Source organism: Silanimonas sp., assembly GCF_027531545.1.
Lineage (GTDB): Bacteria > Pseudomonadota > Gammaproteobacteria > Xanthomonadales > Xanthomonadaceae > Silanimonas.
The window spans coordinates 1-26,967 of sequence record NZ_JAPZSC010000015.1 but is presented as its reverse complement, the minus strand read 5'-3'; the positions used below and the strand labels follow the sequence as shown (position 1 = coordinate 26,967).

General features: G+C 68.9%; 32 protein-coding genes. 9 read left to right on the top strand and 23 right to left on the bottom strand.

The features are described 5' to 3' along the window. The 3 genes from O9280_RS08975 to O9280_RS08965 form a co-directional block, all read right to left on the bottom strand. Positions 1 to 399, bottom strand: a 399-nt coding sequence (locus O9280_RS08975) for a S24 family peptidase (protein WP_298341361.1), incomplete at its 3' end; no start/stop codon positions are given. A gap of 12 nt (positions 400 to 411) precedes the next feature. Further along, positions 412 to 630 (bottom strand): hypothetical protein, encoded by a 219-nt coding sequence (locus O9280_RS08970; RefSeq protein WP_298341357.1) that lies wholly within the window; start codon positions 628 to 630, stop codon positions 412 to 414. Between the two features lie 427 nt (positions 631 to 1,057). Next, on the bottom strand, positions 1,058 to 1,375 hold the full coding sequence (locus tag O9280_RS08965; protein ID WP_298341355.1) for a helix-turn-helix transcriptional regulator: 318 nt from the start codon (positions 1,373 to 1,375) through the stop codon (positions 1,058 to 1,060). Positions 1,376 to 1,389: 14 nt separating this feature from the next. On the opposite strand from O9280_RS08965, the gene O9280_RS08960 reads away from it, so the two are divergent. Continuing rightward, a complete protein-coding gene (locus O9280_RS08960; RefSeq protein ID WP_298341352.1) occupies positions 1,390 to 1,809 on the top strand; it encodes a hypothetical protein in 420 nt (139 codons plus the stop codon). 44 nt (positions 1,810 to 1,853) lie between these two features. Here O9280_RS08960 and O9280_RS08955 read toward each other — a convergent pair whose 3' ends face one another. Genes O9280_RS08955 through O9280_RS08945 form a run of 3 tightly spaced genes read right to left on the bottom strand, consistent with a single transcriptional unit; the run spans position 1,854 to position 4,378 of the window. Continuing rightward, positions 1,854 to 2,696 (bottom strand): hypothetical protein, encoded by an 843-nt coding sequence (locus O9280_RS08955; protein WP_298341348.1) that lies wholly within the window; start codon positions 2,694 to 2,696, stop codon positions 1,854 to 1,856. A 21-nt stretch (positions 2,697 to 2,717) separates the two neighbouring features. After that, entirely contained in the window at positions 2,718 to 3,374 is a 657-nt protein-coding gene (locus O9280_RS08950) for a hypothetical protein (RefSeq protein WP_298341345.1), read from the bottom strand. Beyond that, positions 3,371 to 4,378 carry a hypothetical protein gene (locus O9280_RS08945; protein WP_298341342.1) on the bottom strand — a complete coding sequence of 336 codons (1,008 nt, stop codon included), beginning with the start codon at positions 4,376 to 4,378 and terminating at the stop codon, positions 3,371 to 3,373. Before O9280_RS08945 ends, O9280_RS08950 begins: the two co-directional genes overlap by 4 nt. Between O9280_RS08945 and O9280_RS08940 the strand changes: the two genes are divergently transcribed. Continuing rightward, positions 4,359 to 5,777, top strand: a complete 1,419-nt coding sequence (locus tag O9280_RS08940) for an amidohydrolase family protein (RefSeq protein WP_298341338.1) — start codon at positions 4,359 to 4,361, stop codon at positions 5,775 to 5,777. The two genes, O9280_RS08945 and O9280_RS08940, sit on opposite strands and share 20 nt — an antisense overlap. A 194-nt stretch (positions 5,778 to 5,971) precedes the next feature. Here the strand turns inward: O9280_RS08940 and O9280_RS08935 are convergent, their stop codons facing one another. The 8 genes from O9280_RS08935 to O9280_RS08900 all read right to left on the bottom strand — a co-directional run bounded on the left by O9280_RS08935 (position 5,972) and on the right by O9280_RS08900 (position 15,054). Continuing rightward, positions 5,972 to 7,024: a DMT family transporter gene (locus O9280_RS08935; RefSeq protein ID WP_298341334.1), complete on the bottom strand. Its 1,053-nt coding sequence runs from the start codon at positions 7,022 to 7,024 to the stop codon at positions 5,972 to 5,974. Positions 7,025 to 7,031: 7 nt separating this feature from the next. After that, positions 7,032 to 7,406: a hypothetical protein gene (locus tag O9280_RS08930; protein WP_298341331.1), complete on the bottom strand. Its 375-nt coding sequence runs from the start codon at positions 7,404 to 7,406 to the stop codon at positions 7,032 to 7,034. Positions 7,407 to 7,469: 63 nt separating this feature from the next. Next, a complete protein-coding gene (locus tag O9280_RS08925) occupies positions 7,470 to 10,613 on the bottom strand; it encodes an efflux RND transporter permease subunit (protein ID WP_298341329.1) in 3,144 nt (1,047 codons plus the stop codon). 15 nt (positions 10,614 to 10,628) lie between these two features. Further along, positions 10,629 to 11,768: an HlyD family efflux transporter periplasmic adaptor subunit gene (locus O9280_RS08920; protein ID WP_298341326.1), complete on the bottom strand. Its 1,140-nt coding sequence runs from the start codon at positions 11,766 to 11,768 to the stop codon at positions 10,629 to 10,631. Beyond that, positions 11,768 to 12,397, bottom strand: coding sequence for a hypothetical protein (locus O9280_RS08915; protein WP_298341324.1), 630 nt, complete (start codon positions 12,395 to 12,397; stop codon positions 11,768 to 11,770). The genes O9280_RS08920 and O9280_RS08915 overlap by 1 nt, the downstream gene beginning before the upstream one ends. After that, positions 12,394 to 13,620, bottom strand: coding sequence for a TolC family protein (locus tag O9280_RS08910; RefSeq protein WP_298341321.1), 1,227 nt, complete (start codon positions 13,618 to 13,620; stop codon positions 12,394 to 12,396). Before O9280_RS08910 ends, O9280_RS08915 begins: the two co-directional genes overlap by 4 nt. Positions 13,621 to 13,818: 198 nt before the next feature. Further along, positions 13,819 to 14,145: a hypothetical protein gene (locus O9280_RS08905; protein WP_298341318.1), complete on the bottom strand. Its 327-nt coding sequence runs from the start codon at positions 14,143 to 14,145 to the stop codon at positions 13,819 to 13,821. Positions 14,146 to 14,916: 771 nt separating this feature from the next. Next, on the bottom strand, positions 14,917 to 15,054 hold the full coding sequence (locus O9280_RS08900; RefSeq protein WP_298341316.1) for a hypothetical protein: 138 nt from the start codon (positions 15,052 to 15,054) through the stop codon (positions 14,917 to 14,919). Positions 15,055 to 15,355: 301 nt separating this feature from the next. Between O9280_RS08900 and O9280_RS08895 the strand changes: the two genes are divergently transcribed. Then, positions 15,356 to 15,643 carry a hypothetical protein gene (locus tag O9280_RS08895; RefSeq protein ID WP_298341313.1) on the top strand — a complete coding sequence of 96 codons (288 nt, stop codon included), beginning with the start codon at positions 15,356 to 15,358 and terminating at the stop codon, positions 15,641 to 15,643. A 523-nt stretch (positions 15,644 to 16,166) separates the two neighbouring features. Here the strand turns inward: O9280_RS08895 and O9280_RS08890 are convergent. From O9280_RS08890 to O9280_RS08880, 3 genes are all read right to left on the bottom strand, one after another. After that, the gene (locus O9280_RS08890; RefSeq protein WP_298341308.1) at positions 16,167 to 16,388 is read right to left on the bottom strand and encodes a hypothetical protein; all 222 of its coding nucleotides are present in this window, start codon (positions 16,386 to 16,388) and stop codon (positions 16,167 to 16,169) included. 282 nt (positions 16,389 to 16,670) lie between these two features. After that, on the bottom strand, positions 16,671 to 17,150 hold the full coding sequence (locus tag O9280_RS08885; protein WP_298341305.1) for a hypothetical protein: 480 nt from the start codon (positions 17,148 to 17,150) through the stop codon (positions 16,671 to 16,673). Continuing rightward, positions 17,147 to 17,692, bottom strand: a complete 546-nt coding sequence (locus O9280_RS08880) for a nuclear transport factor 2 family protein (RefSeq protein ID WP_298341302.1) — start codon at positions 17,690 to 17,692, stop codon at positions 17,147 to 17,149. Before O9280_RS08880 ends, O9280_RS08885 begins: the two co-directional genes overlap by 4 nt. A 106-nt stretch (positions 17,693 to 17,798) precedes the next feature. Here O9280_RS08880 and O9280_RS08875 point away from each other — a divergent pair, with 106 nt between their 5' ends. After that, positions 17,799 to 18,776, top strand: a complete 978-nt coding sequence (locus O9280_RS08875; RefSeq protein WP_298341300.1) for a LysR family transcriptional regulator — start codon at positions 17,799 to 17,801, stop codon at positions 18,774 to 18,776. Positions 18,777 to 18,822: 46 nt separating this feature from the next. On the opposite strand, the gene O9280_RS08870 is transcribed toward O9280_RS08875, so the two are convergent. Then, positions 18,823 to 19,005, bottom strand: coding sequence for a hypothetical protein (locus O9280_RS08870; RefSeq protein ID WP_298341298.1), 183 nt, complete (start codon positions 19,003 to 19,005; stop codon positions 18,823 to 18,825). Continuing rightward, positions 19,005 to 19,424 carry a transposase zinc-binding domain-containing protein gene (locus O9280_RS08865; RefSeq protein ID WP_298341296.1) on the bottom strand — a complete coding sequence of 140 codons (420 nt, stop codon included), beginning with the start codon at positions 19,422 to 19,424 and terminating at the stop codon, positions 19,005 to 19,007. The genes O9280_RS08870 and O9280_RS08865 overlap by 1 nt, the downstream gene beginning before the upstream one ends. Before the next feature lie 202 nt (positions 19,425 to 19,626). Between O9280_RS08865 and O9280_RS08860 the strand changes: the two genes are divergently transcribed. After that, complete coding sequence (locus tag O9280_RS08860) at positions 19,627 to 20,016, top strand: hypothetical protein (protein WP_298341294.1); 390 nt, start codon at positions 19,627 to 19,629, stop codon at positions 20,014 to 20,016. Here the strand turns inward: O9280_RS08860 and O9280_RS08855 are convergent. From O9280_RS08855 to O9280_RS08845, 3 genes are all read right to left on the bottom strand, one after another. Further along, the gene (locus O9280_RS08855; RefSeq protein WP_298341292.1) at positions 20,004 to 21,707 is read right to left on the bottom strand and encodes an alkaline phosphatase D family protein; all 1,704 of its coding nucleotides are present in this window, start codon (positions 21,705 to 21,707) and stop codon (positions 20,004 to 20,006) included. The genes O9280_RS08860 and O9280_RS08855 overlap by 13 nt on opposite strands. Before the next feature lie 113 nt (positions 21,708 to 21,820). After that, complete coding sequence (locus O9280_RS08850) at positions 21,821 to 22,531, bottom strand: hypothetical protein (protein WP_298341290.1); 711 nt, start codon at positions 22,529 to 22,531, stop codon at positions 21,821 to 21,823. Positions 22,532 to 22,572: 41 nt separating this feature from the next. After that, entirely contained in the window at positions 22,573 to 22,971 is a 399-nt protein-coding gene (locus O9280_RS08845) for a hypothetical protein (RefSeq protein WP_298341288.1), read from the bottom strand. Between the two features lie 146 nt (positions 22,972 to 23,117). Between O9280_RS08845 and O9280_RS08840 the strand changes: the two genes are divergently transcribed. Next, positions 23,118 to 24,698 (top strand): esterase-like activity of phytase family protein, encoded by a 1,581-nt coding sequence (locus tag O9280_RS08840; protein ID WP_298341286.1) that lies wholly within the window; start codon positions 23,118 to 23,120, stop codon positions 24,696 to 24,698. Positions 24,699 to 24,802: 104 nt separating this feature from the next. Here the strand turns inward: O9280_RS08840 and O9280_RS08835 are convergent, their stop codons facing one another. Continuing rightward, the gene (locus tag O9280_RS08835; protein WP_298341284.1) at positions 24,803 to 24,970 is read right to left on the bottom strand and encodes a hypothetical protein; all 168 of its coding nucleotides are present in this window, start codon (positions 24,968 to 24,970) and stop codon (positions 24,803 to 24,805) included. A gap of 119 nt (positions 24,971 to 25,089) precedes the next feature. Here O9280_RS08835 and O9280_RS08830 point away from each other — a divergent pair, with 119 nt between their 5' ends. From O9280_RS08830 to O9280_RS08820, 3 genes are all read left to right on the top strand, one after another. Further along, positions 25,090 to 25,362, top strand: a complete 273-nt coding sequence (locus tag O9280_RS08830; RefSeq protein ID WP_298341282.1) for a DUF6290 family protein — start codon at positions 25,090 to 25,092, stop codon at positions 25,360 to 25,362. 11 nt (positions 25,363 to 25,373) lie between these two features. Beyond that, a complete protein-coding gene (locus O9280_RS08825) occupies positions 25,374 to 25,892 on the top strand; it encodes a GNAT family N-acetyltransferase (protein ID WP_298341281.1) in 519 nt (172 codons plus the stop codon). Between the two features lie 408 nt (positions 25,893 to 26,300). Next, on the top strand, positions 26,301 to 26,609 hold the full coding sequence (locus O9280_RS08820; protein ID WP_298341279.1) for a hypothetical protein: 309 nt from the start codon (positions 26,301 to 26,303) through the stop codon (positions 26,607 to 26,609). Positions 26,610 to 26,967: the final 358 nt, after the last annotated feature.

Genomic DNA, 26,967 nt, shown 5'->3' with positions numbered 1-26,967 from the left:
AGCCTCGTTGCAGACGATCCGCTGGACCGGGTTCTGGGCAGTCTCCAGTGCCGTGCCCCCGCGCTGCCGCACCAGCCGGCGACAGAGCAACTCGCCCTCGACCTTGGCGATGACCAGGTGCCCGTGCTGGGGCGCCACGGCGCGGTCGACCAGCAGAACGTCGCCGTTGCCTACGCCCGCCCCGGCCATGGCATCGCCCGAGGCCCGCATCACGAAGGTCGCCTGCGGGTGACGGATCAGCGCGTCGTTCAGGTCGATGCGCTTGACCGTGAAGTCGCTGCCCGGTGAGCCGAAGCCGGAAGAAGCCGTGGGCTCGCGCTGTCTCGTGGGGGCAGTGCTGTCTGCTCCCACGCGGGCCCCGTCAGGGAACTCATCGTCGCTGATCGCCCCTCGGCTCATGAAGGCGCGCCGTCAAGCACCCGGGGCAGGCCCGGCCGTGGACGCCGGACCGTCCGCAGGCTCCACCAGGCTGCCGTTGACGAAGATCTGCCCGTCGCGAACCTCGATGAGCATGGTGCCGAAGCGGCTCTCCCACACGTGCCGCTGCACGCCAGCGGCCGCCAGCGGCAGGTCCAACTGTGGGCCGGGATCAGGTCGGATGAAGACTTCGGGGCGTAGCGGTGCGTTCATGGCAGGCGCGGTCCGCAGACCGGGCCCGCGGCGCGGTCTACGAGACGAAAGTAGCCGCTGGCAGGCGGCGTTGATGGATCACTGCGTGCGCCGAGGCCATGAGCGGCTGCGCACGAATACTGTATGCATGAACAGTACTGTACGCGGATTTGGCGGCGTGGGGAAGCCTGCGACGGCGCGAGGCGGCATCAAGCCACAAGCTCTGGGCAGTCTGCCGCCCTAGGCAGCGCAGCAGGAATCGCGTGCACGCCCTGCCGCCAGGGACTGCGCGGACGGTCGCTGAGTCGCTGCACCTGCAGCGTTCGGATCGTGCGGTGGCGCAGTGGACGTTGCGTGTGCTCTGCCGGTCTGTCCGGGCCCGAGCATCGTTCAGTGGAGGCCGGCACGCTCGACTCGGTCCACGGGGACCTCGCCGCGGCCGCCGCCGCTACGCCAGCAAGCGGTGCGGCGCCACGCCCAGGGCCCGCGCGAGCTTCTCGATGTTGTCCAGGCTGATGTTCCTGGCACATCGCTCCGTGTGGGCGACGAAAGTACGGTGGAGCCCTGCCTCCAGGGCCAGCGCTTCCTGTGACCACCCTTTGGCCCGGCGCAGGGCGATCAGGTTCCTGGCCAGCAAGGCCCGAGCGCTGCCGACAGGTGGAGTCGGCTCACTGGCATCCGCTGGCTTCATGCGGCGCAGTCTCGGCCGCTGATGCTTTTGCGTCAGCCGCGTTTGCGTCACAATGCGCTCTCCCAGACTCAGCATCGCAAGGTCAAGCCATGTTCATGACGATGGATGATTTCAAGATCCCCAGCGACGCGGGCCCGGGACAGACGCTCTGGTCTTCACTCAACATGGTGGCGGTTTCGGCGGTGCTCATCGTCACGATGCGCCGATACGGACACGACTACAACAGTGCGCTGCTGCTGGCCAACGACCAGCAGCTGCTCGAGCTCATTCGTTCGCCGGTCGGTTACGCGGTCCCGGCCGTCAATCTCCTGTTTCCGCCAAGGTGTTCGCCCACGCGCGACTGGCACGCTGCGAAGGTGGTCAAGATCGAGACGCGAGAGGCCAGCAAGGACGAGCCACTTGAACTGGCTGTGTTGACTCTGAGCGACGGATCGCGGCACCTCGGGTTCCCGCTGCAGCGCCAGGAAACCATCACGGGGAAGTTGACGACGCTGGTGACTTTCGCGTGATCCTGGAACGCGGCGAGTTGCACCACGTCGAGGGCTTCGGAAGTTCAGCTCCCGGACCGGGACCGCAGTTTGATTTGCCAGGCCGCTTCGGGGTGATTCCAGCCTGTCGCCTCCCCTCTGTAGACACATCGCAGGACCCGGTTGCGGTAGGTCATCTCATCACCTACGTTTGCGTCGACTGGCAGACTCGTGACGTGGTCGTCGTCAGGCGCGAGTCCGGTGTAGGCGCCACCGCCATTTGAGCCATCCGTGTAGATGACACCACCATCGAGCATGCGCGAGAGCAGAACATCGAACAGCACAGGCCTCAGCCATCGCTGATCACTTCCACCCTCGCCCTCGCTGTCTCGCCGGTAGAAGAAGACCGCCAGCTCTCCGAGATCCTCAAGGAGCGTCAGGAGGCCGTCCTTCATGTGGCCGTACGCCTGGCAGCCCTTGACGCTGAACTGGAAGTGGCCGCTGGCACCCGTGACTACGTTGCCGATCTCGCGCAGGATCTGAGAGGTGCCGCGTTGCCCCTTGGTTAGATGAAGATCAGGGCGGGCCACCGAACGGGCCATGCGATGGGGCGCACAAAAGGGGTCAGCGAAGTGCAGCTCGCTGACGTATGGGCCGAAGAGCGTTGCCGCGTCGCCCGTATCCGTTCCGCAGCAGGGATAGAACAGCGGGCCGACCGGGATGTCGATCCCCCACAAGTCGTGCCTTCGAGACTGCTGCGCCACTACGGGCTGGGCCGTCCATTCCGGAAGCGCTCGACCCGTCAGTCGCTCCAACTCTTCGCTGGCCGAGCGTCGTAGACGCTCGAGGTCCTCGACTCGCACTCGCGACTCCTCATCCGGAGGAGACACCGAGTCCGTGTCGTCGTCTTCTTCCTCTTCTTCGTACATCAGGGGGTTCTCCAGGCTTCATCAGGCGGCGAGGCGCAGGGTCGAGGAGAGAGAGAAGCTCCTCAGCCATTGGCACCAAGCGTAAAGAAACCTGCGCAGCGCGTCCTCTTCCACAGCGACGAGCCTCCGCGCGCCTCTAGGCAGTGTCCCGACCGCCTCGGCGGTGCTGCCCGTGACGTTCGAGAGGAACGCGATCTGTGTGACCCTTCGATGGGGACTCTCATCGCCGTTCTCGTCGAGGTACACAACGGTTCCGTGCGACATGCCGTTGCGCATCGTCAGAACGAAGTCGTCCAGCCTGGTGCTGGCAGCTTGAGAAGGCTCAGGTCGGCGGAGCGGATGAGAACCATGCTCGTCCTCCCATCGGCGGGGCGAGTCCAGGTTCCGGATGACATAGGCGAAGCGCCACCGCTCTCGGTCGTCTTCGATCCAGAACGGCGTGTCTTCGAACGCAGCCGAATACAAAGTCTGCAGCGCACGATGCGGTCCGGAGTCGGCGTTTGTATCGCTGAACAAATGTCCTGACTTGAGTCGCTCGAGCGGAATCACGAGCATCGGCATCGCCAGCGACAGCAAGAACGTTGTCGATAGATCCAGCTGCTCAGCCTGGGGCGACAGCCGCTCCAGCAATGTCAGAACTCGGGAAGGGTAGTCAATGCAGAAGCGTTCTGGGATCATGGCTGGACACTCTGGGGGTCGGCGGGCCCGGACAAACCGCGATCGCCGCCGGCTGAGGCTGAAAACCTCGTGTCGCTCACGCTGCGTGAGTCGTTCGCGCGACCATGGAGTTCGACTCGCTTGGCTGCGACCATGCAAATCGCCGGAATCAGCTTCCGGAACGCCGGCCCCGACAACGAATACGCCGTGTACAGCAGCCCTGCTGCCACGCCGATCGGGCCCGCGGCGCCCGCTACGGTGAGCATTGCTCCGCCCATGCCGAAGCCCAGAAGCGCACCTCCGGCAGCCATGTAGCCCGAGGTCATGATGATTCCCTTGAGCACGATGAATTGCAGCGCGTTCAGGCCAATGGCGCCGGTAAGGCCCGGCGCCGTCATCGCCAGCGTTCCGACCGTCCCACCCACGTCCATGCCAGTGAACTTCACGAACTTGACCACCTCGGTGAAGCTCACCTTGCGATCGATGCCGCGCTCGCGAAGGCCTCGCTCCACGTCACGGGTCAGAGACTGCTGCTGTTCCTCACTCATGCGCTCCAGCGAGCGCTCCATGACCTTGAAGAGGATCGCGCGCTCCACATCTTCCGTCGAAAGTTCCGCGCGAGTTGGCAGCTTCAGCTGCCTTGCAACGATGCGCACGATGTCGTCGTAGGCCGGCACAGATGCGCCCGGCAGTGAGTAGCCGGCGGCCTGCGCCAACTCGCCGGCAGCCATCAGCTCCAATTCTTCTCGAACCATGCCGTGCAGCTTCTTGCGGTCCACCTTGAGCGAAGTGACCAGCAAGGGTTCCAGCTCCGTCTCGCGATCCATGGCCCTGAGCACCGGCATGAGTGCACCGTTGAGCGGATCTCGGCCTGTGTCGGCGCCACTGGCTCGTGAATAGATCAGGTCGCGCACTTGCCCAGTGATCGCATACAAGGTGCGGCCGAAACCCGCCGCCGAGGCGACAAGGAAGTCCTTAAGCCCCGCGATTTCCTTGGAGCCGAGGATGGACTTGAGCAGCTTCAACGCAAGGTCGATGGCCTCACGGATGACCTCGGTCGCCAGCGAGAAGCCCTGGCTGAGCTTGTCGAGCAGGGCTTGCTGCTCCGATTTGCTGAGCGCTCTCCAGCCGAACCATATGGCACCGACGGCCGCGCATGTAGACGCGACAGGGTGCGTGCGCGGCGGCCGTTTCGCCGATGTCGGCCCCCTGGCCAAGGTGATGGCGCGGGCCCCGGCGCTGGCTCCGTTGACGCTGCCGCTGACGATGCTGATGCCCGGCTTCGTAGACGCGCACCACCATCTGACGCAGAGCTTCGGCAAGGCCCTGGCCTTTGGCGAACCTTCGGAAATCTTCCGCCGGATCTGGGTGCCGCTCGAAGGCAGCCTGGACCCGCACAGCCTGTACCTCAGCGCCAAGCTGGCGTCCCTGGAGGCCTTGCGCGGCGGCTACACCACGGTCTGCGACGCGGGCGCCCGCTCGTCACACGGGCTCGAGGCCATGGCTGCGGCCACGCGCGAAGCGGGCATCCGGTGCGTCCCGTCATTCGTCTGCAACGACGACGGCACGGCGCACGGTGCGACGCTGACCGCCGCGGAGCGCTTCCTGGCTCAGGCATCGCCGGGATGGCACCCATCGCTCGCGATCTCGATCCCCGAGGCCGCGACGGACGCGATGCTCGGCGCGGCCGCGGCACTGGCGGCCGAGGCGGGCACCGTGCTGCAGGTGCACGTGAACGAGCACCTGGCGTCCGTGGAGCGCTCGCTCGTGGCGCGCGGCCTGCGGCCGTTGCAGCACCTGCAGGCATCGGGGGCGCTGGGCCCGCAGTCGCTGCTCGCGCATTGCACGATGCTCACCCCTGCCGAGATGCTGCTACTGCGAGACCATGGCGCCGCGGTGTCGATCAACCCCGTGGCCAGCCCATGGAAGGGCAACGCGGTGGCACCGACGGAACTGCTCGCGGCCCTGGGCGTGCGCCTGGGCCTCGGCACCGATGGCACCCGCAGCGACGCCTTCCGCATGATGGACGCCGCGGAGAGCAACCAACGCCTGGCCTTCGGGATGGCCAGCGGCGACGCCGTGTGCGGCGGCGGCAGCCTGTGGCTGACGATGGCCACGGCGGGTGGCGCCTATGCCGCAGGACTTGGCCGTGTGACCGGTCGCGTCGAGACTGGCCTGTCCGCGGACTTCCTGCTGCTCGATCTGGACGTTCCGGAACTGACGCCGTCCTGGGATCTGGGCTGGGAGCTGGTTCGACTGGCGTCGCGAGACCAAGTGATCTCGGTCCACGTCGAGGGGCGGATGCGCCTCTGGCAGGGCTGGCCCGTGGACTGGGATGCGCGCTCGCTGATGGCTGAGGTCAGGACTGTGGCGCGGCAGAGCGTCGCTCGAGCGCCCATTCACAAGGTTCATCAGCGGCAGTGAGCCCACTCGGCTGGTCGGTCCCAGCCGCATAAAGACGGGCCGCTCTAGACTGAACGGAGTCATTCGCACCGCACGGTCTGAGTGGCCGCAGCCGCCGCAACCAGACAGTCAGCCGTCTATTCAGTCAGGCGTCCGTTCCCCTTGGACCGCCTGCCGTATGGCCCGTATGCCCAGTGGATCCAAATTCCGGCTTCTCAGTGACGGTGGGCGTGATGCGCATCCGGCACATGCGCATGGGCATGCCGCTGCGGCTCGTGCCGATGCCAGTGACTGTGCTCACCGACCGGCATGGGGTCGTGTACGTGACCGTGATGCCCATCGTCGTGTCGGTGCGCGTGTTCGTGCTCGAGCGCCTCGTGGTCATGCTCGTGTGCATGTGACTCCGCGAGGTGCAGCACCACGCCTGCCAGCATCAGCAAGCTGCCCAGCGCCATCAGGCCGCTCGCCGAGCGATCCCCCAGCGCCACCGCTAGCGCAGCACCGATGAAGGGTGCGAATGCAAACACCGAGCCCGTGCGTGCCGCGCCGAAGGCCCGCTGCGCCAGCAGGTAGAAACGCAGACTCAGGCCATAGCCGGTCGCACCCACGGCCAACAGCGCGAATGCCGCACCTGCAGAAGGCAGGGGCTCACCAAATGCCACCGCCAGCAAAGACGTGGCCGTGGCGCCCAGCAGTGCCTTGGCCAGCACAACTTGGCCCGGATCGCGCTCCGCCAAGGCGCGCGATAGCGTGTTATCCACGCCCCAGGCGGCGGTGGCCAGCAGCACCGCCAGCAGGCCCCAGAGTTGCGCTTCACCGGTACGGCCCTGGTCCAGCACCAGCACCATGCCGCCTGCCAGCAGAAGCGCCATCGCCGCCCACACGCGGCCGTCCATGGTCTCGCGGTACAGGCGCCACGCCAGCACCGCGGTGAACAGCGCCTCCAGCGTCAGCATCAGCGAGGCACTGGTGCCGCTGGTGTTCTGCAGCCCCCAGGCCAGCGCCACTGGGCCAAGCACGGCGCCGAAGGCGGCCATCGCCAGCAGTCGCGGGCCGTCACGGCGCTGCAGCCGGGCCTCGCGTTCGATCGGTTGTCGCGACAGCAGGCCCACCGCGGCGGCACCCGCGTACAGCAGGGCCGCCGTGCTGAAGGCGCCCAACCCGGCGCCGAACTGCTGGACCAGCGGCGTGCTGATGCCAAACAGCGCGGCGGCCAGCAGGGCGAACAGCCCTCCGCGCAGGGCCGGCAGGTGTGGGGCGCGCTGCACGGACGGTCTACTTGACGGTGAAGCGCACCGTGATCGCCTTCTTGGCCGGCGTCGTGAGCGCGGCGACGACCTTGGCCCCCGGCGCGAGCTTCACGCCCTTGGCCTCCAGCCTGTCGCCGGCCACCGCCAACGTCGCCTCTGACTTCTCCGCACCGTTCAGCACGGTCAGCTTGCCACTCATGCCGGTGGGCGCCATGGGCTTGCCGTGGTCGTCGATGTAGATCAACGCACCCGTCGGCGTGCCCACCAGCTCGAAGTGCAGGTCACTGGCCGTGGCCACCACACCACCGTGCTTGGGCTTGTTGTCACCGTGGGCCATCGCGATGTTGAACGACAGGACTGACAGGCCCAGCACGACGGCTGCCAACAGCTTGGTCTTCATCTCTGCAAACTCCTTGGGGTGCGGCGCACGGGAACAGGCGGCGCCGTCGGGCCTGATTGGAACTCAGTAGGCTTCCTGGGCCGGCGCCGGCTCGGAGGCTTGGGTCGGTGACTGCACGAGCCTGCGCGTGGCCTTCTCGCCGAACAGCCAGAACAGCACCGGGGTCAGCAGCGTGTCGAGCAGGGTCGAACTGACCAGCCCGCCGAAGATCACCACCGCCACCGGATGCAGGATCTCCTTGCCCGGCGCGTCGGCCGCCAGCAGCAGCGGGGTCAGCGCGAAGGCCGCCACCAGCGCCGTCATCAGCACCGGGGTCAGCCGCTCCAGCGACCCGCGCACGATCATGGCCTGCGAGAAGCTCTCGCCCTCGAACTTGCACAGGTTGATGTAGTGGCTGACCTTCAGGATGCCATTGCGTGTGGCGATACCCGCCAGCGTGATGAAGCCCACCATCGACGCCACCGAGAGCTGCACGCCGGCGATCCACATCGCCACCACGGAGCCGATCAGCGCCAGCGGGATGTTGGCCATCACGATGCCGGCCAGCACCGCCGACTGGTAGCGGCTGTAGAGCACCAGGAAGATCATCGCCAGCGACACCACCGACAGGCCGGCGATCAGCCTTGTCGCCTGTTCCTGGGCCTGGAACTGGCCCTCCAGGCTGATGAACGTCCCCGTGGGCAGGGACTGCGCCGCCACGATGCCGCGGATGGCGGCGATGACCTCGCCCACGTCGCCGCCGTCGGTGTTGGCGTAGACGACGATACGGCGGCGGCCGTTCTCGCGGCCGATCTGGTTCGGGCCGTCGGTCTCCTCCACGGTCGCGATGCTCGACACCGGCACGCGGCCAGCCGGCGTGTCGATCAGCGTGCGCGCCAGGTCCTGCGGGCTGCGCCGGTCGTCTGGCAGGCGCAGCACCAGCTCGTAGCGGCGCGGGCCGTCGACGATCTGCGCGCCATGGGCGCCGTCCGTCAGCGCCTGCAGTACGCGGATCGCCTCGCCGGGCGCGAGGCCCATCTGCGCCGCCTTGCGGTGGTCCAGCCGCACGGTGATCTGCGGGATCAGCACCTGCTTCTCGACCGTCAAGTCCACCAGCCCAGGCACGGTCGCCATCTGCGCGCGCAGCTGCTCGGCCAGGCCGCGCAGCGTGTCGGTGTCGTCGCCGAAGATCTTCACCGCGATCTGCGCCCGCACGCCCGACAGCAGATGGTCCAGCCGGTGGCTGATGGGCTGGCCGATGGCCACCTGCGCCGGCAGCGTGGACAACCGTTCGCGGATGTCGGCCATGATGGCCTCGCGGTCACGGTCGGAGCGCTTCAGGTCGACGTCGATCTCGGCCGAGTGCACGCCCTCGGCGTGCTCGTCCAGCTCGGCGCGACCGGTGCGTCGGCCCACCTGGGTCACCTCCGGCACCTGGCGAATCAAGGTCTCGGCCACCGCACCCACGCGGTTGGCTTCGGCGAGCGAGGTGCCGGGCTGCATGATCAGACCCAGCACCAGCGAGCCCTCGTTGAAGGCCGGCAGGAAAGCGCGCGGGAAGAAGGGTACCGTCGCCGCGGCACCGGCCACGGCCAGGACGGCCAGCGCGATGAGCAGCTTCGCGCGGCCGAAGGACCAGTGCAGCAGCTTCGTGTCTTGGCGCTTGAGCCAGGCCACCAGGGGGCTGTCGCCATGGTCCAGGCGCTTCATCGTCGGCAGCATGTAGTAGCACATGACCGGCGTGACCGTCATCGAGACCAGCATCGACGCGCCGATGGAGACGATGTAGGCGATGCCCAGCGGCGTGAAGAGGCGCCCCTCGATGCCGGGCAGCGCGAACAGCGGCACGAACACCAGCACCACGATGACGGTCGCGTAGAAGATGCCCGAGCGCACCTCCACGCTGGCGCGGCGCACCACCTCCAGCACCGACAGCGGGTTGCCCGCAGCCCTGTTCTGCTTCAGGCGCCGCAGGATGTTCTCCACATCCACCACGGCGTCGTCCACGAGCTCGCCGATGGCAATCGCCAGGCCGCCCAGCGTCATGACGTTGATCGACTGCCCGAGCAGCTTGAAGACCAGGGCCGTGACCGCCAGCGACAGCGGGATCGCCACCAGCGAGATCACCGTCGTGCGTGCCGACAGCAGGAAGGCGAACAGCACGATGGCGACCATGATCGCGCCGTCGCGCAAGGCCTCGGCCACGTTGCCGATGGACGCCTTGATGAAATCGGCTTGGCGGAACAGCACCCGGGGCTCGGCGAGGCCGGGCGGCAGGCCCTGCTTCAGCTCGGCCAGCGCCGACTCCACGTGCGCGGTGAGCTTCACGGTGTCGGCGTCGGGCTGCTTCTGCACGCTGACGATCACCGCCGGCAGGCCGTTGTAGCCGGCGTCGCCGCGCTTGAGGCCCGCGGCGAAGGCCACGCTGGCCACCTGCTCGAGCAGGATCGCGCGGCCGTCCTTCCAGGCGACGGCCACGCCCGCCAGGTCCTCGACCCGGTTGCTGCGCCCGAGGTGCCGGATCAGGTACTCGCGGCTGTTCAGGTCGATGAAGCCGCCGCCGGCGTTGCCGGCATAGCCCTTCAGCGCCTGCTCCACCTGCGTGAGCGACACGCCGAACTGCGCCATGCGCGCCGTGTCGGGCGCCACGCGCAAGGTGCGGACTTCACCGCCAATCGGGATGACCTGAGACACCCCGGGTATCGAGAGCAGCCGCGGCCGCAGCACGAAGTCGGCGTACTCGCGCGCCTGCATGGGCGTGGCCACCGGCGTCCGGCCATCGCCGGGCACCAGGGGCAGCGCCACCAGCATGATCTCGCCCATGATCGACGAGACCGGGCCCATCACCGGCGTGATGTCGCCCGGCATCTGCTCGCGCACCAGGGCGAGCCGCTCCGCCACCAGCTGGCGGTTGCGATAGACATCGGTGCCCCAGTCGAACTCGGCGTAGACGATGGACAAGCCAACGCCCGAGGTGCTGCGTACGCGCGTCACCCCGGGCATGCCGTTCAGCGCGGTCTCCAGCGGGAAGGTGACGAGTTGCTCGACCTCCTGCGGCGCCATGCCGCCGGCTTCGGTGAGCACGGTGATCAGCGGCTTGTTGAGGTCCGGGAAGACGTCGACGGGCGTGCGCCACGCCGTCATCGCCCCGACCACCATCAGCAGCGCCGCCACCGCCAGCACGAACAGGCGGTTGTGCAGGCTTGAGCGAACGATCCAGTTGAACATGAAGGGCGCTCCCGTTCAGCGAATCTGCGCGATCAGCGGTGCACCTTGGACCACGACGCGGTTGTCCGCGCTCAGGCCTTGCGTCACCACCACCGTGCTGGCGTCCAGGGGCTTGAACTGCACCGGCATCGGGATGAAGCGCTCGGCGCCCGACTTGATCCAGACGATGGGCTCGTTCGACGGGTTGCGCACGACGGCCTGGGCAGGCAGCACGATGCCCTTGATGCGCTCCTTCGACCGCGCGACCACCGTCACCGGCTGGCCTATGGCCAGCGGCAGAGCACTTCCGGCCTTTGCGGTGCCTACGGCAAAAGTGATCGGCAGCACCCCGTCGCGCAGCGACCGTGAGGCGCCCAGCAAACGCAGTGTCACGTCGGGCACGCCCTGCAACGCAGCGCCGGCGATGCGGGCGGCCAGCGTGGCGTCGGCGGTCGTGGCCTCGACCAGCATGCGCGCCGGGTCGACCACCTCGAACAGCACGTCGCGCGGTTCCACGACCTGACCGACCGCGAGGTCGGCGCGGGCAATGACACCGCCCACCGGGGCGATCAGTGCTTCGCGGGCGACGAGACTGGCGCCGATGCTGCGTTCTCCTTCGGCCAGGCTCGCGGCTTCGGTGCGTGCGGCTTCGATCTCCTTGCGGGGCACCGTGCCTTCCAGACCTTCGAGCCGCTGCACGCGCTGTTCGGCGAGCTGACGCTGCGCGCGCAGCTCGGCCAGTTGGGCCTGCTGGGCGCCCTGGGTATAGGGGTCCGCGTGGTGGCGCACATAGGCCAGCACGTCCCCGCGCCGCACCGCCTGGCCGGCCACCGGCAGGCCCTTCGGTCCGGGCTCGATGCGGCCACCGTGCACGGCCTGCACGCGGCCGCTGGCGTTCGGGTCCACGACCACCCGACCGGGCAGCTCGACGGTCGCCGCGGCCTCGGACTCGGGCGCCAGCAGCGTGCGGATGGCCATGCGCCGCTGCGCCGCCTTGGGGACGTTGACGCTGCCGTCCGGCAGGCGCGCCAGGCCCGAGGCGTTGACGGCCGCGCCGGGGGCATCGAGGTGCTCGCCGTTGGGGCCGTGCGCGCCGGGGGCGGCGAACGCCGTGGAGAACGCGGTGGACAGTGCGAGCAGTGCCGCGGCTGCGACGAGGTTGAGGCGCGTCGTCATCACACGGCCTCCTTCTGGGCGCTGCTGCCGTTGCGGCGCTGGCGCCACCAGGCGCTGCCTCCGATCAGGCCGAGGCCCGCGATGCCCGCGCCGATCCACACGGCGCGCTCGAGTTCGTGGTCGTGATCGTCGTGGCTGTGCCCGTGATCGTCTTGCGGGCTTGCGGCGCGGCCGGCCGCCGCGACCAGCGTGCCGTCGAGCAGGTCGCTCTCGGCCCCTGCGACCAGCGTGAAGACCAAGCCGTGCTCGCCGGGCGAGGCCAACGCCTTCAGCAGGGTCGCATCAGTGACGGCGTAGTCTCCCTGTTCGGCGCGGAAGGCGGCGATGGCCTTGACGCCGCCGCTCTCCACTTCGAGCTTGGCGCCCAGCACCGGCTCGTTCGTTTCGTAGCGGTCCACGAGGATGACGAGTTCGCCAGCGCGCAGTTCGGCCACGAGTTCAAAGCCTTCCGTCTGGGCCTCCAGGCGCGGCAGGGTGGGCGCCATCACCGCCGTGGTCGGTGCGTCGAGGTGTTCCCCGTTGGGACCATGCGCACCAGGACCGGCGAAGGCGGCGGACCCGAGGGTCAACAGGAGCGCGATGGCGGCTGCGGCCAGCGGGTGCGGCCCGTGCAGGCGAGAGAGGTTCATGGGAGGAGTCCGAGGGCTTGTTGGAGTCGCGCGCGGGCGAGACCCAGCGCGGCGGTCTGGCGGGCGACGGCGCTGTCGGCCTGGGCTGCGGCCGCAAGCACACGCAGCAGGTCGGGCAGCGGCGTTTCGCCGGCGCGGAAGGACTTATCGATCAGGGTGGCGCGCTCGCGCAGCAGCCGCGCACGGGCGGTCTCGGCGTCGAGCTGCAATACGGCCGAACGCTGTGCGTCGCGCGCCGCTGCGATGTCGCTGTCCAGGCGCTCGCGCAGCCGCTGTTCCTGCGTCTGCGCGATGTCCAGCTCGGACAGCGCCGCGGCTTCGAGGGGCTGGTTCCGGTCGTCCGTGCCGAACGGCAGGCGCAGGCCGACGACCAGGCTGCCTTGCGACGCCTCGCCCCGGCCCGGCGCGTCCTGGCGCACGCCGACCGTCAGTTCGGGCGCATCGCGTCGAGAGTGGCGGACGAGGTCCAGACGCTTGCGCGCCAGTTCGGTGGACTGGGCGGCCAGCTGCCACTCGGGGTGCCGAGCCACGTCCGCGGCAGCGTCGTCTGGCGCGGCCACGCCGGACAGGTCCGGCAGCGCCGTCAGCCCAGTCACCAGCGTCCAGCGGGCGCGGGCGGCCTGCAGCCGCTGCCGGGTATCGGCCAGGGCCGCTGCCGCCGCCAGATGCTCGGCCTGGGCCGCCAGGCTGTCGGCGCGGGCCAGGTCACCGGCGCGCACCCGGCGCTCGACATCGTCGGCCAGTTGCCGCAGCGCTGCCGCCTGAGCGTCGGCCTGCTGGACCTCGGCCTGCAGCGCGGCCATGTGCCACGCGGCTTCGCGAAGTTCGCCGGCCAGGCGCAGACGGGCCACCTGCGCGGCGCCTTGTGCCTGCGCGGCTGCGGCATCGGCCGTCCCCGAACGGGCTGCCCTCTGGCCGGGCAACCAGAGCGGGACGGCGATGCCGAGCTCGGTCTCGCGCCCGCCGGCACCGCCGAGCGGACGGTCGACGCGATGGCTCAGTTCCAGCGTGGGCGCCGCCGCCCAGAGTCTGCTGGTCGCCAGGCGCTCGGCCTCGGCGCGGCGTCGCTGTCCGTCGGCTTCACGCGCTGAGACGGCGCGCTGCCAGGCCGCGTCGAGGGCCTCGCGCAGGGAGATGGTGTCTCCTGCCGCGCTGGGCGTTGTGACCGATGTGACGGGTGGCAGCGCAGCCGGCTGGGCCCACGCGGGCGCGCCGACCGCCATGCCTGCAAACGCGCAGGCAGCAAGCCTCGATGAAGTCTTCACGATGATCCTGACGAATCGACAGTCGCAACCAAGTGGCCTGCGAGCTCAGGTCATGCGGGACGCACAGAGCGCGTCGGATGCAGACCATTGCTCACGTGCGAGCGTGTGCGACGGGAGGTCGGGCGCCCATGGGTGGACGCCCGCCGCGGAGGCGGGTCAGGAGCTCGAGCGTGGTGGCCTGAGGAGGCCGTCGAGGAAGGGATCAGGCACTCGGGTGCCGTGCAGCCCGCCGGGCTGCGCGGACGCGCTGGGCGGGAAGTGGTGCGAGACGGCTGGCAGCAGCGCCGTCGCTGGCGTCAGGTGGTCGCTGAGCAGATGGAACTGCGACGCCTGCGAGTCGTCCAGGTGGAAGGAGCCATCCTCGTGATGGTGGTGCCCCTCCTGCTGCCAATGCAGGGCCGCGTGCTCGAGGTCGGCCAGCACGTTGATCGTCGATCCCGGGCGTGCCAGTGCCAGCGATTGCCAGAGCAGGGCAAACAGCATGACAAATAGGACGGCGGATCGACGCATGGGCTTCGAAGTGTAGCCAAGCGCCGTTTACGTCGTGGGCGGGCTGGTCAATCTCGCGTGCTGTATACCCTGATCATGGCGTCGCTGCAGACCAACGAGGTCGAATCGTCACTCCGAGTGACCGGTTCACGGCGGTCAGCGCGCATCGCAGTGGTGACACTGACCGGCCGCAAACGCTGCAGAGCAGCCGATCACCGCCGCGTCTAAGGCGTTGCGCGGGGTCGGGCAAGGCTAGGTCGGGCGCCACACCTCGACTTCGTCGGCGCGGATGCTTGCTACCTCGTTGTCAATCGCGGCGCCGCATGGCCACGCCACTGTCCCGTGCCGCAGGTACGCTGCCGCGAACTCACCCGCCTCAGTTAAGGAGGCCAGTGGGCCCGTCAATCGCTTTGGGTCGAACTCAACAAGGAGCTTGCGTCCGTCCTCGAAAACAACCTCCAGTTGGAGATGCCCGAGCACGCTGAAGCTCGCGATCCTTGATGCCAACTCGGTGGCCCTGCCGTGCAGTGGAAGGCACCCACTATCCGACAAGGCGCGGCGTCAGATCAAGATCCGCTCCACCTCCTCCACGCTCATCTGGTCCCGGCGCCAGTCATGCAGCCCGGTCGTCCGGGCCAGCTCGTAATTGGCCATCTGTCGTGCCACCTCCAGTCGTCCTCCGTTGCGCAGGTACTCGGTGATGCCAGTGGCCCTGAAGCTGTGGCACCCGATGCCGCTGCGGATAGCTGCGCATGATCTCTCCGATCATTCGGATTCCAGCCTCTGCTCGACGCTGCTGACCAGATCGGCGACCTTGACGTTGATCTGCACGCCGCCGCTGCCGTCTCGGTCGTCGCACACGAGGAACTTGCTGACGCCGGCATCGAGCAGCCGGCGAACCATCTCGGGGGTGGCCTCGATGGTCGCCGTTTACATGCGGTCAGCGCCGAGGCTCCTGCTGAGGAACTGCATGCGGTCTCCTTGGTGGGTTGGTGTTCGCCGATGAGCGACAGCGCAGAGGGGGTCTGCGCATTCCCCAGCTTCAGCGGGAGCTGGTGCATTGGTCGACGGCGATCGTGCCGAGGTGGCGCTCCCACTGTGACTCGGTCATGGGACTGGCGTTTGTGGCCATCCCCACGAACCGGCGGATGTCCACGGCGGTGATGTAGATGGACACCCCTTGCGGTTCAGGTTCTGCAGCGCCGTGATCGACGCGAGCGACGCCTTTGGTGCGTCGATGCAGGGTGTGGACGTGAAGACGCACCGCGAGAACCCGTACGCCCATCCCGACGGGATCGTGGCCGCGAGTGTCGAGGGCACGTCTCCGCGTGTTCAGGTCGAGGCTGATGGTCCGGCACGAGATCAGTTTGCCGAGGATCTGGCTTGGGGCCCTAACGTACCTACGCACGTGGCACTGCACAGTCCCGTCGCCGCGGTTCGTGCTCACGCTCGCGACAACGAGCGCTGGGGTCTTGGCGACGCTGACCGTTGACCGAGCTCGTGAAGCACCTGCAGCGAGCCGCCTTCTCTGTCTGCCGCCAGCTACCAGTCGGCCCGAGCCAGTACCTAAGGCACCCGGATAGGCTGGCGCTTGTTTGGTCCTTGGGGACGTACTGCTGGTCGCGCGCCCTGGCCGCGCTCTGCAGGTGTCCCATGCCTTGCTGCAGCTGTTCGTTCGAGATCTGGCCGCCGGTCTGGGCTGACGTGCGGCCGAGGTTCTCGAAGAAGGCCTGACCTTCCGAGGTCATGTGCGGGCGCAACGCCTGCAGAGCCGCGGCCGTCTCCTGAGGCGCGTGGTAGCCGGCGCCGAAGCCCATGGTCCGCAGCATGAGCATCAGCGGCTCGGAGCCGCTTGCTGTATCGAGACCGCAGCCGGCCTGCGGCTTTTCCACGGCGGCGGCCGGGAGGCGCTTGCGACGTACCGGACGGCCGCCGCGGTGGGAAAGTCGTCACCCAGCGTGCTGCTACTGGTGACCTGACTCGCCGTTGCTCCACGACAGCTGGCGTCTAGCCGCTCAGCGCTTCTTCAGCCCGCGATGCCCGGTCCTGCGCGACGGCAGATTGCCGACTGGCGCGTGATCGGCAGGCAGCCCGAGCTTTCTGCGCAGTCTCTCGCCCAGGCCGATCAGCGCCTCCAACGGAATCTCATCGGCTACGTAGGCGGTCACGCCAGAACTGGTGACCAGCTTGGTCACGGGGCGCCCGTTGCTGGCGATGAAGTGGCTGATGTCAGGCATCCGTGCATTTTGGCCCGAGGCACCCTTGGCTTTCAACGTGGAAAGGGTGTGATCGCACCTTCCTCAGATGATCTGGCTGCACGGGCGGATTGGTACGCTTGACTGGAGCCCATGTGGCATGGGGATCGGTCGCCGTTCGGCCAGCAGCTGACGCCGAGCGGCGACCGCTGCCTGGTCAAGTGCCAAGGTGGTTGCGAGCCACCCGCAGACGACACGTCAGGCGACTCAAGGGGATTCGCTCTGGCAGACGATCGCTTGACGCGTGCTGTGTCCGGAAATCAATCAGGTCCAGAGCCTTCCATGAATTACCTCCGGCCGCCGGAACTGCGCCATGGCGCGCACATAGTCGGCCGCCATGTCCGGCGTCATCAGCTCCAGCATCACCGCGTTCTCGATCCAGAACTCGATCACGTGGTTGGTCCCTCGCGGCAACTCAATCGCCCGCCAGCCCTCTCGGCGTGCGAGGGCCAGGATCTCCGCCCGGCTGCGGTCCACCGATACCGCGGCATGGGTGGCGACATGGGGCGAGGCCGGCTGACCCGCGCGGAACCGGGCCTGCCCCAGGCCGTGGTCCGGCAGCATCTCGGTGCCCAGCGGGTAGACCTCGATCGCGGTGCCATGCGCATCGCCGGCCCAGGCGATGAAAGAATCGCGGTAAGGCCCGAAGCTGGTGAGTGTGCCGCCGAACAGCTCGACCAGCACTTCGGCCACGTGCCGTGTGTCGCGGGCAGGAATTGACAGATGATGGATCATGGTGCTCACGGAGCGGACTTCGCGCCGCCAAAGGGGTTGTCGACCAGGTAACGCCAGCGGCCGTCCGCACCGCGGCGCACGACGTCGGTGCCGGTGCCGGCCAGATTGATCGGCCGGCCATCGGCGCCAGTGCCGCGGATCGACCAGTCGACCACCAGCAGGGCAATGTCGCCGGCCTCGTAACCGTGGCGCACGCTCAAGGTGATCGGCAAGCCGATCGCCAGAAAGCCCTGCAGCGCCTGGCGTACCGCATCGGCCGAGGCCAGGCCCTGCCCGGGGGCCGGCACGAACACGCTGCCGGCCGGATACAGCGCCATCAGGGCCTCCAGGTCACGGGCATTGAAGGCACTGGCAAAGGCTTGCGCCACCTCCATCGCCGCCCTGGGGGCCACTGCATCTGCAGCCACCGTCCTGACGGCTGTCAGGGCGGTGGTGGCCGTCGCCGCCTGCACGGGCGTGCCGAATAGGCCTACGGCCAGCGTGGCGGCGACGGCGGCCAGGGTGCCGGCGCGGCGGATCGGGGCGAAGCGGGTCTTGGACGAGCGGGTCATCATGAACTCCAGGGGTTGGGTGACAGGACACCCAGTTTCTTTGGATCGACTTACGAGATAAATAAGTCCATGATGACATCACTGTATTCATAAACTGAACAACGCCATGGACAAGCTTGCGGCGATGCAGACCTTTGTGACCATCGTCGACAGCGGCAGCTTCACCCGCGCCGCCGAGCGGCTGGACCTGCCGAAGGCGCGGGTGTCGCAGCGGCTGCGGGACCTGGAGTCGGTGCTGGGGGTGCGGCTGCTCGAGCGGTCGACGCGGGCGCTGCGCCTGACCGACGAAGGTCGCGCCTACCACGAGCGCTGCGTGCGGATGCTGGCCGAGATCGACGAGGCGGAGCAGGCGCTGCAGGGCCGGCACGGCCAGCCGCAGGGGCAGCTGCGGGTGGAGGCGGTGGCGGCGATCGCCCGCCACGTACTGGCGCCGGCGCTGCACGACTTCCGGCAGCGCTACCCCGGCATGACCGTGCGCCTGGGCAGCAGCGACCGGCTCTCGCACCTGCTGGAGGACGGCATCGACTGCGCCATCCGCGGCGGAGATCTGCCCGACTCGCGGCTCGTCGCCCGGCCCGTGTGCACGGTGCACCTCGGGCTGTACGCGTCGCCGGACTGCATCGCCCGCCACGGCCGGCCCCGCGACCCCGCGGCACTGGCCGACTGGCCCCGCCTGGGCTGGTTCGCACCCCGCGGCGGCACCGTGCCCTGGCGCCTGAGGCGCGAGGGCGCCGAGGCGGTCGACCTGCCCGGCCAGCCGGCGCTGGCTTTCGACGATGGCGACGCAGCGGTGGCCGCCGCCGTGGGTGGGGCCGGGCTGGTGGTGGCGGCCCCATTCGCTGTGGCCGCGTTGGTGCGCGCCGGCGCGCTGCAGCCGGTGCTGCCGGACTGGACGGCCGGGCAGCGGGCGGTGCACGTGCTTTACCCCTCGGCCCGCCAGCTCTCGGCGCGGGTGCGCTGCTTCGCCGACTGGGCGATCGCGCGCCTGCGCGCCGAGCCGGCGCTGTCCTGGAGCCCGAGCGAGCTGGCCGCGCAGGTGATGGCCTCAGGGTCCGAGGTGCCGTGTGAGACCTCGACTCGCTAAATCGCGCCGTCGTGTCACCGACCTCCGGGCTCGGCGAGTGCGGGGGTCAGGCCCGGCGCGGCCGCACTTTCTGTCCGGCGCTGAGGCCGAAGGCGATGCAGCAAATGATGGCCGCGGCCTGCAGCGGCCGCAGCGTGCGCGCCTCCTCCTCCCCGGTGGCATCCGGCTCGGCCCGGAAGGTCTGGCCCATGTCCTCGACCAGCACGCTCCGGCGCGTGAGCATCTTCATCAGCCGGGCAATGACGGTCTGCAGCAGCGCGTGCAGTTCCTCGTCGGTGGGAGCACCGGCACATGGGGGACGACGTGGTCCACCAAGTGCGCCGTGATCTGCAAAGTCCGCCGCGCGCCGCATGACGGGCAAAACCCCCGCCGCTTGCAGCTGAACGTCAGCAGCTTGTCGTGGCCGCATGCGCCACAGCGCAGGCCCACGAAGCCGTCGGCGAGGATGCCACGCTCGAGGAAGGCGTCGAACGCGTCCTTGATGAACAGCGGCAACTCGGCGCCCGTGCTGGTCTCGGTGTGCGCGATGAAGCTGGCCGCGTGCTGCTGCACCAAGCGGTACAGCGTGGTCTCCTCCGGGCGGTGGTGCTCGTAGCGCAGCGGTAGGCCATCCGGCGCCCGCTGGGGCTGTTGTGCCGTGGCTTGCACGATGGGCTCCCTTTGGGGTGAGCCCGCACGGTCTCAAGCCGTGCGCCGTGCCTCAATCGCCTTGATTACTGCCCGTCCGCGTTTGCCCTCCGCTTCGGGGCCTCGTGCGGGTGACTGTGGGGGTGGCCGACCGGCGGCTTCAGGGCGAGGAGATCAGGACAGCCGATGCTTCTTCAGGGTCGGTTGGGTGAGTTGAGCCCGGTTGTCGCGCAGGATCCAGGAACACTGCGCCCCTCGGCGCGGCTTCGTCGGACACGTCGGCGGAGACGACTTCGTCATCCTGTCCCAGAGCTGCGACTGGGAGGCGCGCTGCGAGCACGTGGTGGCCGGGTACAACGAAGCGGCGCGCCAGCTCTACAACGACGAGTCGCGGTCGCGCGGCGGCATCGAGGCCGAGGACCGCCACGGAGCGACGCGGTTTTTCAACTTCATCAGACGGTACATGGGCGCCGTGGTGTTTGCCGGCAACCCCGGACGGTGGCGGGCTGTCGACGTCACCAACGCCGCGGCCATGGCCAAGCAGCGGGGTCTGTCCGTCTACATGGAAGGCACCGGGCTGCTTGCCACCTCAGGCCAGGCTCAGCCGCTGTAGCGCGCCGTGTGCCCCACGTTGGCCGTGTAGGTGCGGCTGGTGATGGTGTCGATGAACACCCACTCACCCACCGCCTCGGCGGCCGTGAAGCGCATCTTCAGGAAGCCGCGGCGCGACGGGTCGATCCACTTGAGGTCGTCGACCACGTTCTCGAAGATGCTCTTCACCTGGGCCGGCGGCAGCGGCAGGTAGGACTCCAGGCCCGGCGAGCTGACGCTGCTGGTGGCGAACTCCTCGCCCACCTTCACGCCGGCCAGCGCCGGGGCGTCCAGGCCCTTCAGCGTGAGCGCGCTGTGCCAAGCGTTGTGCGTGTCGCCGGCCAGCACCACGAGCTTGCGGCCCAGCTGGCGCACGGTGGCCAGCACCGTCTCGCGCGCGGCGAGGTAGCCGTCCCAGGCATCGAGGTTGTAGCCCAGCAGCGGGTTGAGCGCGGGGTTCATGAGCGCCGCCTGGGCCGGTGTGCGCAGCGCGGGCGGCGTGGCCTTCGCGGTGAGGTAGGCCGTGATGGCCGCAGTGCCTGCGGCCACGGCCTCGGGCGAGGTGTCGGTGCTGTTCAGTGCCGCCAGCACCGACACCGGGAACTCCATGCGCCCCATGAGCACCTGCTGGCCCAACACCTGCCAGGTGGCCGTGCTGGCGGCCAGCTGCCCTTGCAGCCACGACAGCTGCTCGGCGCCCAGCAGCTGCCGGCTCGGCGAGGTGTAGGCCGCCGTGGCCGCCGACTGGGCGGCCGGGCCGGCCAGGCCCGCCAGCGCGCCGATCGAGATCTGCTCGTCGCGGCCCACGAGGCGCGTGTCCAGCATGTGCAACTGCACCAGGTTGCCGAAGTTGAAGCTGCGGTAGATGCGCGAGCGGTCGGCGCCGGAGCGGATGGGCATCCATTCGTGGTGAGCCTGCAGCGCGGCCGCGCGGCGCGCCGCCCAGCTGCCTTCGGTGGCGGGATCGTGGTTCTCGGCGCCGCCGTTGTAAGCGTCGTTGGCGATCTCGTGGTCGTCCCACACGGCGATCAGCGGCATGCGCGCGTGCAGCGTCTTCGAGTCGGCATCGCTCTTGTACTGGGCGTGGCGGCGGCGGTAGTCCTCGAGCGAGAACAGCTCGTTCGCCGGCACGGAGGTGCGACCCAGGGCTGCCGCCCCCGCCGAGGCATAGCCGTTGGCGGGGTACTCGTAGATGTAGTCGCCCAGGTGAATGGCGAACTGCGCGTCGCTGCGCGCCACCTCGGCGTAGACGTTGAAGAAGCCCGCCGGGTAGTTGGTGCAGCTCATCACCGCCAGGCTCAGCTCGCTGGCGGTGGCGGGCAGCGTGCGGGTACGGCCCACCAGTGAGCGCGTGCCGCCATGGCTGAACCGGTAGTGGTACTCGCGGCCGGCGGCCAGGCCGCTGGCATCGACCTTCACGGTGTGGCCGGCCTCGCGCGTAGCCGTGGCCTGGCCCGAGGCCACGACGCGGGTGAACGCGGCGTCCTCGGCCACCTCCCATCGCAACCCGACGCGGTCGTCGCTGCCCGGGAAGCGGGCATGGGTCCACAGAATCACGCGGTCGGCCAGCGGGTCGCCGCTGGCCACGCCGTACAGGAACTCGGGTTGCTCGTCGTCACCGCCGCAGGCGGTGAGCGCAGCGCCGCCGCCCAGGGCGGCGCTGACGGCAGTCAGTCGGAGGATGAAGTCGCGGCGGCTGGAGACAGGGCGCATGGGGTCCTTGGAACGTTGAGCGGGCCGCTTGAGAGACCCGAAGCTCGCCATGCTTACGGCCGGGCGTGAACATCGCGTGACAAGGTGGCATGGCATTGCGCCTCGCCAAAGCCTCAGCTGCCGCGAGGCCGCGCGGTGAGCCTGCGGCCGACGCCCGCGCGCGGCATCACGACAGCGGCAGGCAACGGCGCCGCGGTCTGCAATAGCCACATCAGCCGCCGCAGCGTGTCGAGCGCGCTCTCGAGCGAGGGTGGCCACAGGCCGGGGTCGTGGGCATCGGCGTCCCAGAGGCACAGGCGGATCGCCTGGGGTGCATAGGGCCGCTGCAGAAACAACCGGGCCTCGCGGGGTGTCTGCAAGCCACCATCGCGTTCGATCTGGGCCAGCCATCCAGCCGGGATCCGGCGCCGGAAGTCGGGCTTGGTGCTGGCCAGGCAACGACGCGCGGCTGCCTGCAAGGCCACCGGCTCGGCCACGGCGGCGCCGAAAAGTGGTTCAAGCCAGGCCGCACCTTGACGCGCAGGAGCGACGGCGTGGCCCTCACCCGCTAATCCTGCCTCGGGGTCGTGCAGGCCCCGGCGCATCTCACCCATCTCGTGCAGCCAGGCCGCGAGCTGCAAGGATGGGGCCGCACCCGCGTTGCGAGCGAGCCGCGCACACTGCCAAGCGTGCTGGACGCGGTTCATGCCCACGTTCAGGCGTGTGCCACGCCCCTCCAAGGCATACAGCTCAAGAATCGCCGCTAGTTCCATGCGGCGATGCTGCGCGCCGGCGTTGACGGCGGCATGACCCGACGCGCCCCTGCTTCGCGCCGTCGGGCCCATGGGCGGCCGCTCCGGGCCGCGCCAGGGCATGGGCGCCGGGTTCAGCCGCCCTTCTTGGGGCGACCGATCTTCAGCGGCGTGAGCGCCTCCAGAGCCGCCTGAAGAGCCCGGTTGTCCAGTTGGTTCAGCGCCTGCAGGCCGGCGCGAAGCAACTCGCTCTTCTTGGTGGGGCGCTTGAAGTCCAGCGCACGGGCCTTGAGCTGCGCCACCAGGGCGAAATCGGCCTGCGGCATGGTGAAGCTGTCGCGCACGAGCTTGCTGCCGGCGGCGGCCGCCTTCTTGGCCGGCGCCGGGCTCGCGTTTGGCTTGGCCTTTCGGCTTGGCGCGGGCGCGGGCTTGGCCGGCTTGGCAGGCTTCGCCTTGGCCGCCGGACGCTGGCGGGCAGCCGCAGGCTCAGCGGGCGGGTTCGTGGCGGACTGAGCGGACTTTCGGTTGGCCATGGATGGGCTCTAGATGGTTATTGGAATAAACCGTTTATACCTTTTTTCGCAACGGCCGGGACGGCCGACGGGACGACACCGTCACCGTTTGGTCATCGTCGGGGAACAGCATGCATCGATCAACAACACCACCGGGGGAAGAGGCCATGAGGCTTGACCGACTCAACACGCGCCGCAGCGCCGCGGCCCGCACGCTGGCCAGCGCGCTGGCGCTCTGCGGCCTGGTTCACCAGGCCCAGGCGCAGACCACCACCACGCTGGGCGGCACCGTGTTCACGGTGCAAGAGCTCGTGGGCGTGGGCCGCCTGCCCGCCAACCTGCGCGACGTGCACGGCGAGACCTTCGGCTCCATCAGCGGCCTGTGGGCCGACGCGTCCAGCTGGAGCCGAGTTGGCAACACCTACACGGGCAGCTTCCTGGCCGCGCCCGACCGCGGCTACAACATCGCCGGCACCATCGACTACGCGCCGCGCCTGAACAGCCTGCAGATCAGCTTCACGCCGGCCGCGACCGGTGCCTCGGGGCTGGCACAGAACCAGATCGGCCTCGACCTCGTGGGCAGCACGCTGCTCTACGAAGCCCTGCCCGGTGGCGGCACGCGCCTGCTTAGCGGCCTGGACCCGGTGCCCGGCGGCGTGGCCGCGGGCGGCGCGCGCCCAGCCACGGCCCTGCTGCCCGAGCTGCCGCAGGCCTTCAACGGCAAGCTGGCGCTCGACGCCGAGGGCGTGGTGGTGCTGGCCGATGGCTCGCGCCTGATCAGCGACGAATACGGCCCCTCGATCTACCGCTTCGCGCCCGATGGCCAGTTCGTCGGCGCGCTGGAAGTGGCCAGCTCCGTGCGCCCCATCCGCAACAGCGTCACCGACTACAGCAGCAACAACCCCACCGCGGGCCAGCCAGGGCCCTCGCCCGCCAACCCGACGGCCGGCCGCGCCAACAACCAGGGCTTCGAGGGGCTGACGATCTCCCCAGATGGCAAGACGCTGTTCGTGGGCCTGCAAAGCGCCGCGCGCCAGGACATCAACCTTGCCAGCGCCGCCGCCACGCGCGACCACACACGCATCTTCACCTACGACCTCAGCGACCTCGACAACATCCGCCTCACGGGCGAGTACGTGGTGCAGCTGCCCAAGTTCACGCAGGGCAGCAGCACGCTGGTGGCGGCGCAGAGCGAGCTGCACGCGCTGTCGTCCACGCAGCTGCTGATGCTGCCCCGCGACAGCAACGGCCGCCTCGTGGGCACCCAGACCTCGCTGCTTCGCCAGGTGGAGGTGCTGGACCTGAGCACCGCAACCAACGTGCTGGGCACGCAGCAGGTCGCCCCGGGAGGCGTGCTGAACCCGGCCATCACGCCCGCGGCGAAAACGCTGCTGCTGAACGTGAACGACCGCGCCCAGCTCAACCGCTTCGGCCTGACCAACGGGCTGCAGGACGGCTTCGAGAACCTCTCGGAGAAGTGGGAGGGCGTGGTGCTGCTGCCGGCCCTCGACCCGGACCGGCCTGACGATTACTTCCTGTTCCTGGCCAACGACAACGACTTCGCCACCACCGACGGCTTCCACGCCGGCGCGGCCTACAACGACGGCAAGGATCTGGACACGATGTTTCTGGCCTGGCGCGTGACGATCAGCCCGGTGCCCGAACCCGGCACGGCCTTGATGCTCGCGCTGGGTGGCGCGGCGCTTGTTGTGCGGCCGCGGCGCCGCAAGGTGGCGCTGGTGGGCTGAGCCTCAGGACGGCGCCGCGATCGGCGGTCGATCAAGCCTAAGAGCCGGGCCGCCGCGCCGGCCTTGCTCACCACGGCAACACCGGCCCGTTGCGGGAGAAGCCGCTAGTGGGCCTGCCCGCGGTGAGCGGCGCCACCCAGGCCGAAGGCCAGATCGCCAGGCGAGCCCGCGCCGCCGAACACGTGGGCGATGCGGCCCTGGCCCCCGTTGCGCAGCAGCGGCAAGAACACCTGGCTGAGGCGCCAGCTGCTGAGCGGCGCGACCGCCAACACCGACTGCGCCTGGGCCAGTACTGGGAGCGCCCGTCGCCGTCGCGCGCGCCGCACGCCACCCCGACCAACTCACACCGACGCTTGTATGCTATTGTCATACATCGCTTGAAGGTATCTTGATGCCAACTGCTTCCGCTGCCGTCTTGAGTGTTCGCGTCAGTGCCAGCGAACGTGCCTTGCTGGAGGCCGCGGCCGAACAGGCCAGCACCAACCTCAGTGACTTCGTGCGGCGGCGGGCGCTCGAAGCGGCCGAGTCCGACCTGCTGAATCGCCGCATCGTGACGATTGCGGCGAAAGACTGGGCCCGGTTCGAGGCCTGGGCCGGTTCGCCAGCGCAGGAAGTTCCGGCGCTTCGAAGGCTGTCCAAGACTCGTCCCGTCTGGCAGAAGTGACCTCGGGCGCGATGGCCGCCTTCACGCCGCCGCGGCCTCTTTCGGCCGCTGACGATACGGCGGCGTTCGATTGTGGGCGCGACGCCCTGAACCACTGGTTCCGCCGCCATGCCTGGCGCAACCAGGAGCTGGGAGTCTCTCGTACAAGCGTGATCTGTGATGCGGAATCAGGCAGCGTCGTTGGCTACGTGAGCCTGTCGACGGCGCAGGTCGAGCGAGCCTGGTTGCCGAAGGCGCAGCAGCGCAATCGACCCGACCCTCTGCCTGCCGTCCTGCTGGGCCAGCTGGGGGTCGACCTGCGCTGGCAGGGGCAGGGCATTGCGCGATCGCTGATGATCTATGCCCTCACGACGGTGGTGTGCCTGTCCGGGCAGATAGGCTGTTTCTGTGTGCTGACGCATCCGCTGGATGACGATGTGCGGGCGCTCTATGCGGCCTTCGGATTCGAGGATCTTCCGTTCGACCCCGGGCGCAGCATGGCGGTTCGCATCGCGGATCTGGTTCGCAGCGGCTTTGGCGCAACTGACTGATGTTTCAACCTGGATCCGGCAGTTGATCGCCTGCTGCCGCATCCAAGTCCTTGTCCGGTCAGACCGATCCGATCAGGACCCACTTCACCGGAGGGGTGACAGCGCTACACACCCGATCACGCCGCCCTCGGGTGCGTCCAACCGCCGGGTCCAGACGGATGGCCCGCCAGCTGATACCGGGCGTAAGTCAATACCCAGAGAGCTTGCCGGTCTACCACGAACTGTTCGCTGGCAACCCCGCGGAGGGGCCCACCTGGCCTTCGTTGCGCAAGGTGCTGCAGCGCTTCCTGCACATCCGCCGGCTGCCGTGCAGGTGCAGGAGCTGTCGGTCGGGTGGGCGGCGAAGCGAGCGCTCGATGCACTCGCAGACCGGTTTCCGCGTACCGCAAACGCGGCACACTCCGCGGCATGTACGTGATCGACCTTCGGCACTTCCTGGACACCAAGGGCGCCATCGCTCCCGAACGAGGTCCGGCGCGGCGGATGGCTGACTTCGTCACGGCCGTGGTTTCCCATGCGTCCGACTACGATCGCTGCGGCGACGCACCCGGCCCGTTGTGCTTCAGGTGCCGTGTGCGCGACCGGCTTCCGGTCGAGACTTCTATCAGCAGCGACGATCTTGTGGTCTGGCAGTGCCTGGCCTGCGGCACATCGGGCCAGGTCGATCACTGGCAAGGCAGTTTCTGGGATCTGAGCCAAGGCCTGCAGGCCGACTGATCCCGATGGCGGGGGTCCCGATGCCAAAGCCGAAACCCGAGGATCTGGAGTCCTTCCTGCGCCGACAGGAAGCAGGAACCCTCGTCGCCGTCTTGCTCGAACTCGCCGGCGCTCACGAGCCCGTGCAGGCCCGGCTGTCAAGGATGCAGATCGCCACTCGGCCGGACAAGCTCGCCGCCGCGTTCAGGAAGACGCTCGCTGCGTGGAAGCGCTCCACTCGGTGCGCATTCCACTGATCGTGGACACCCATTCCAGGCTGATCGCGGACAGCGTTCCGGGCGATCGCGGACACCCGTTGCAGGTGTCCAGAGTGACGCTGCGGATGGTAGGCCAACTGTCCGCCATCAGTTTGGAACGC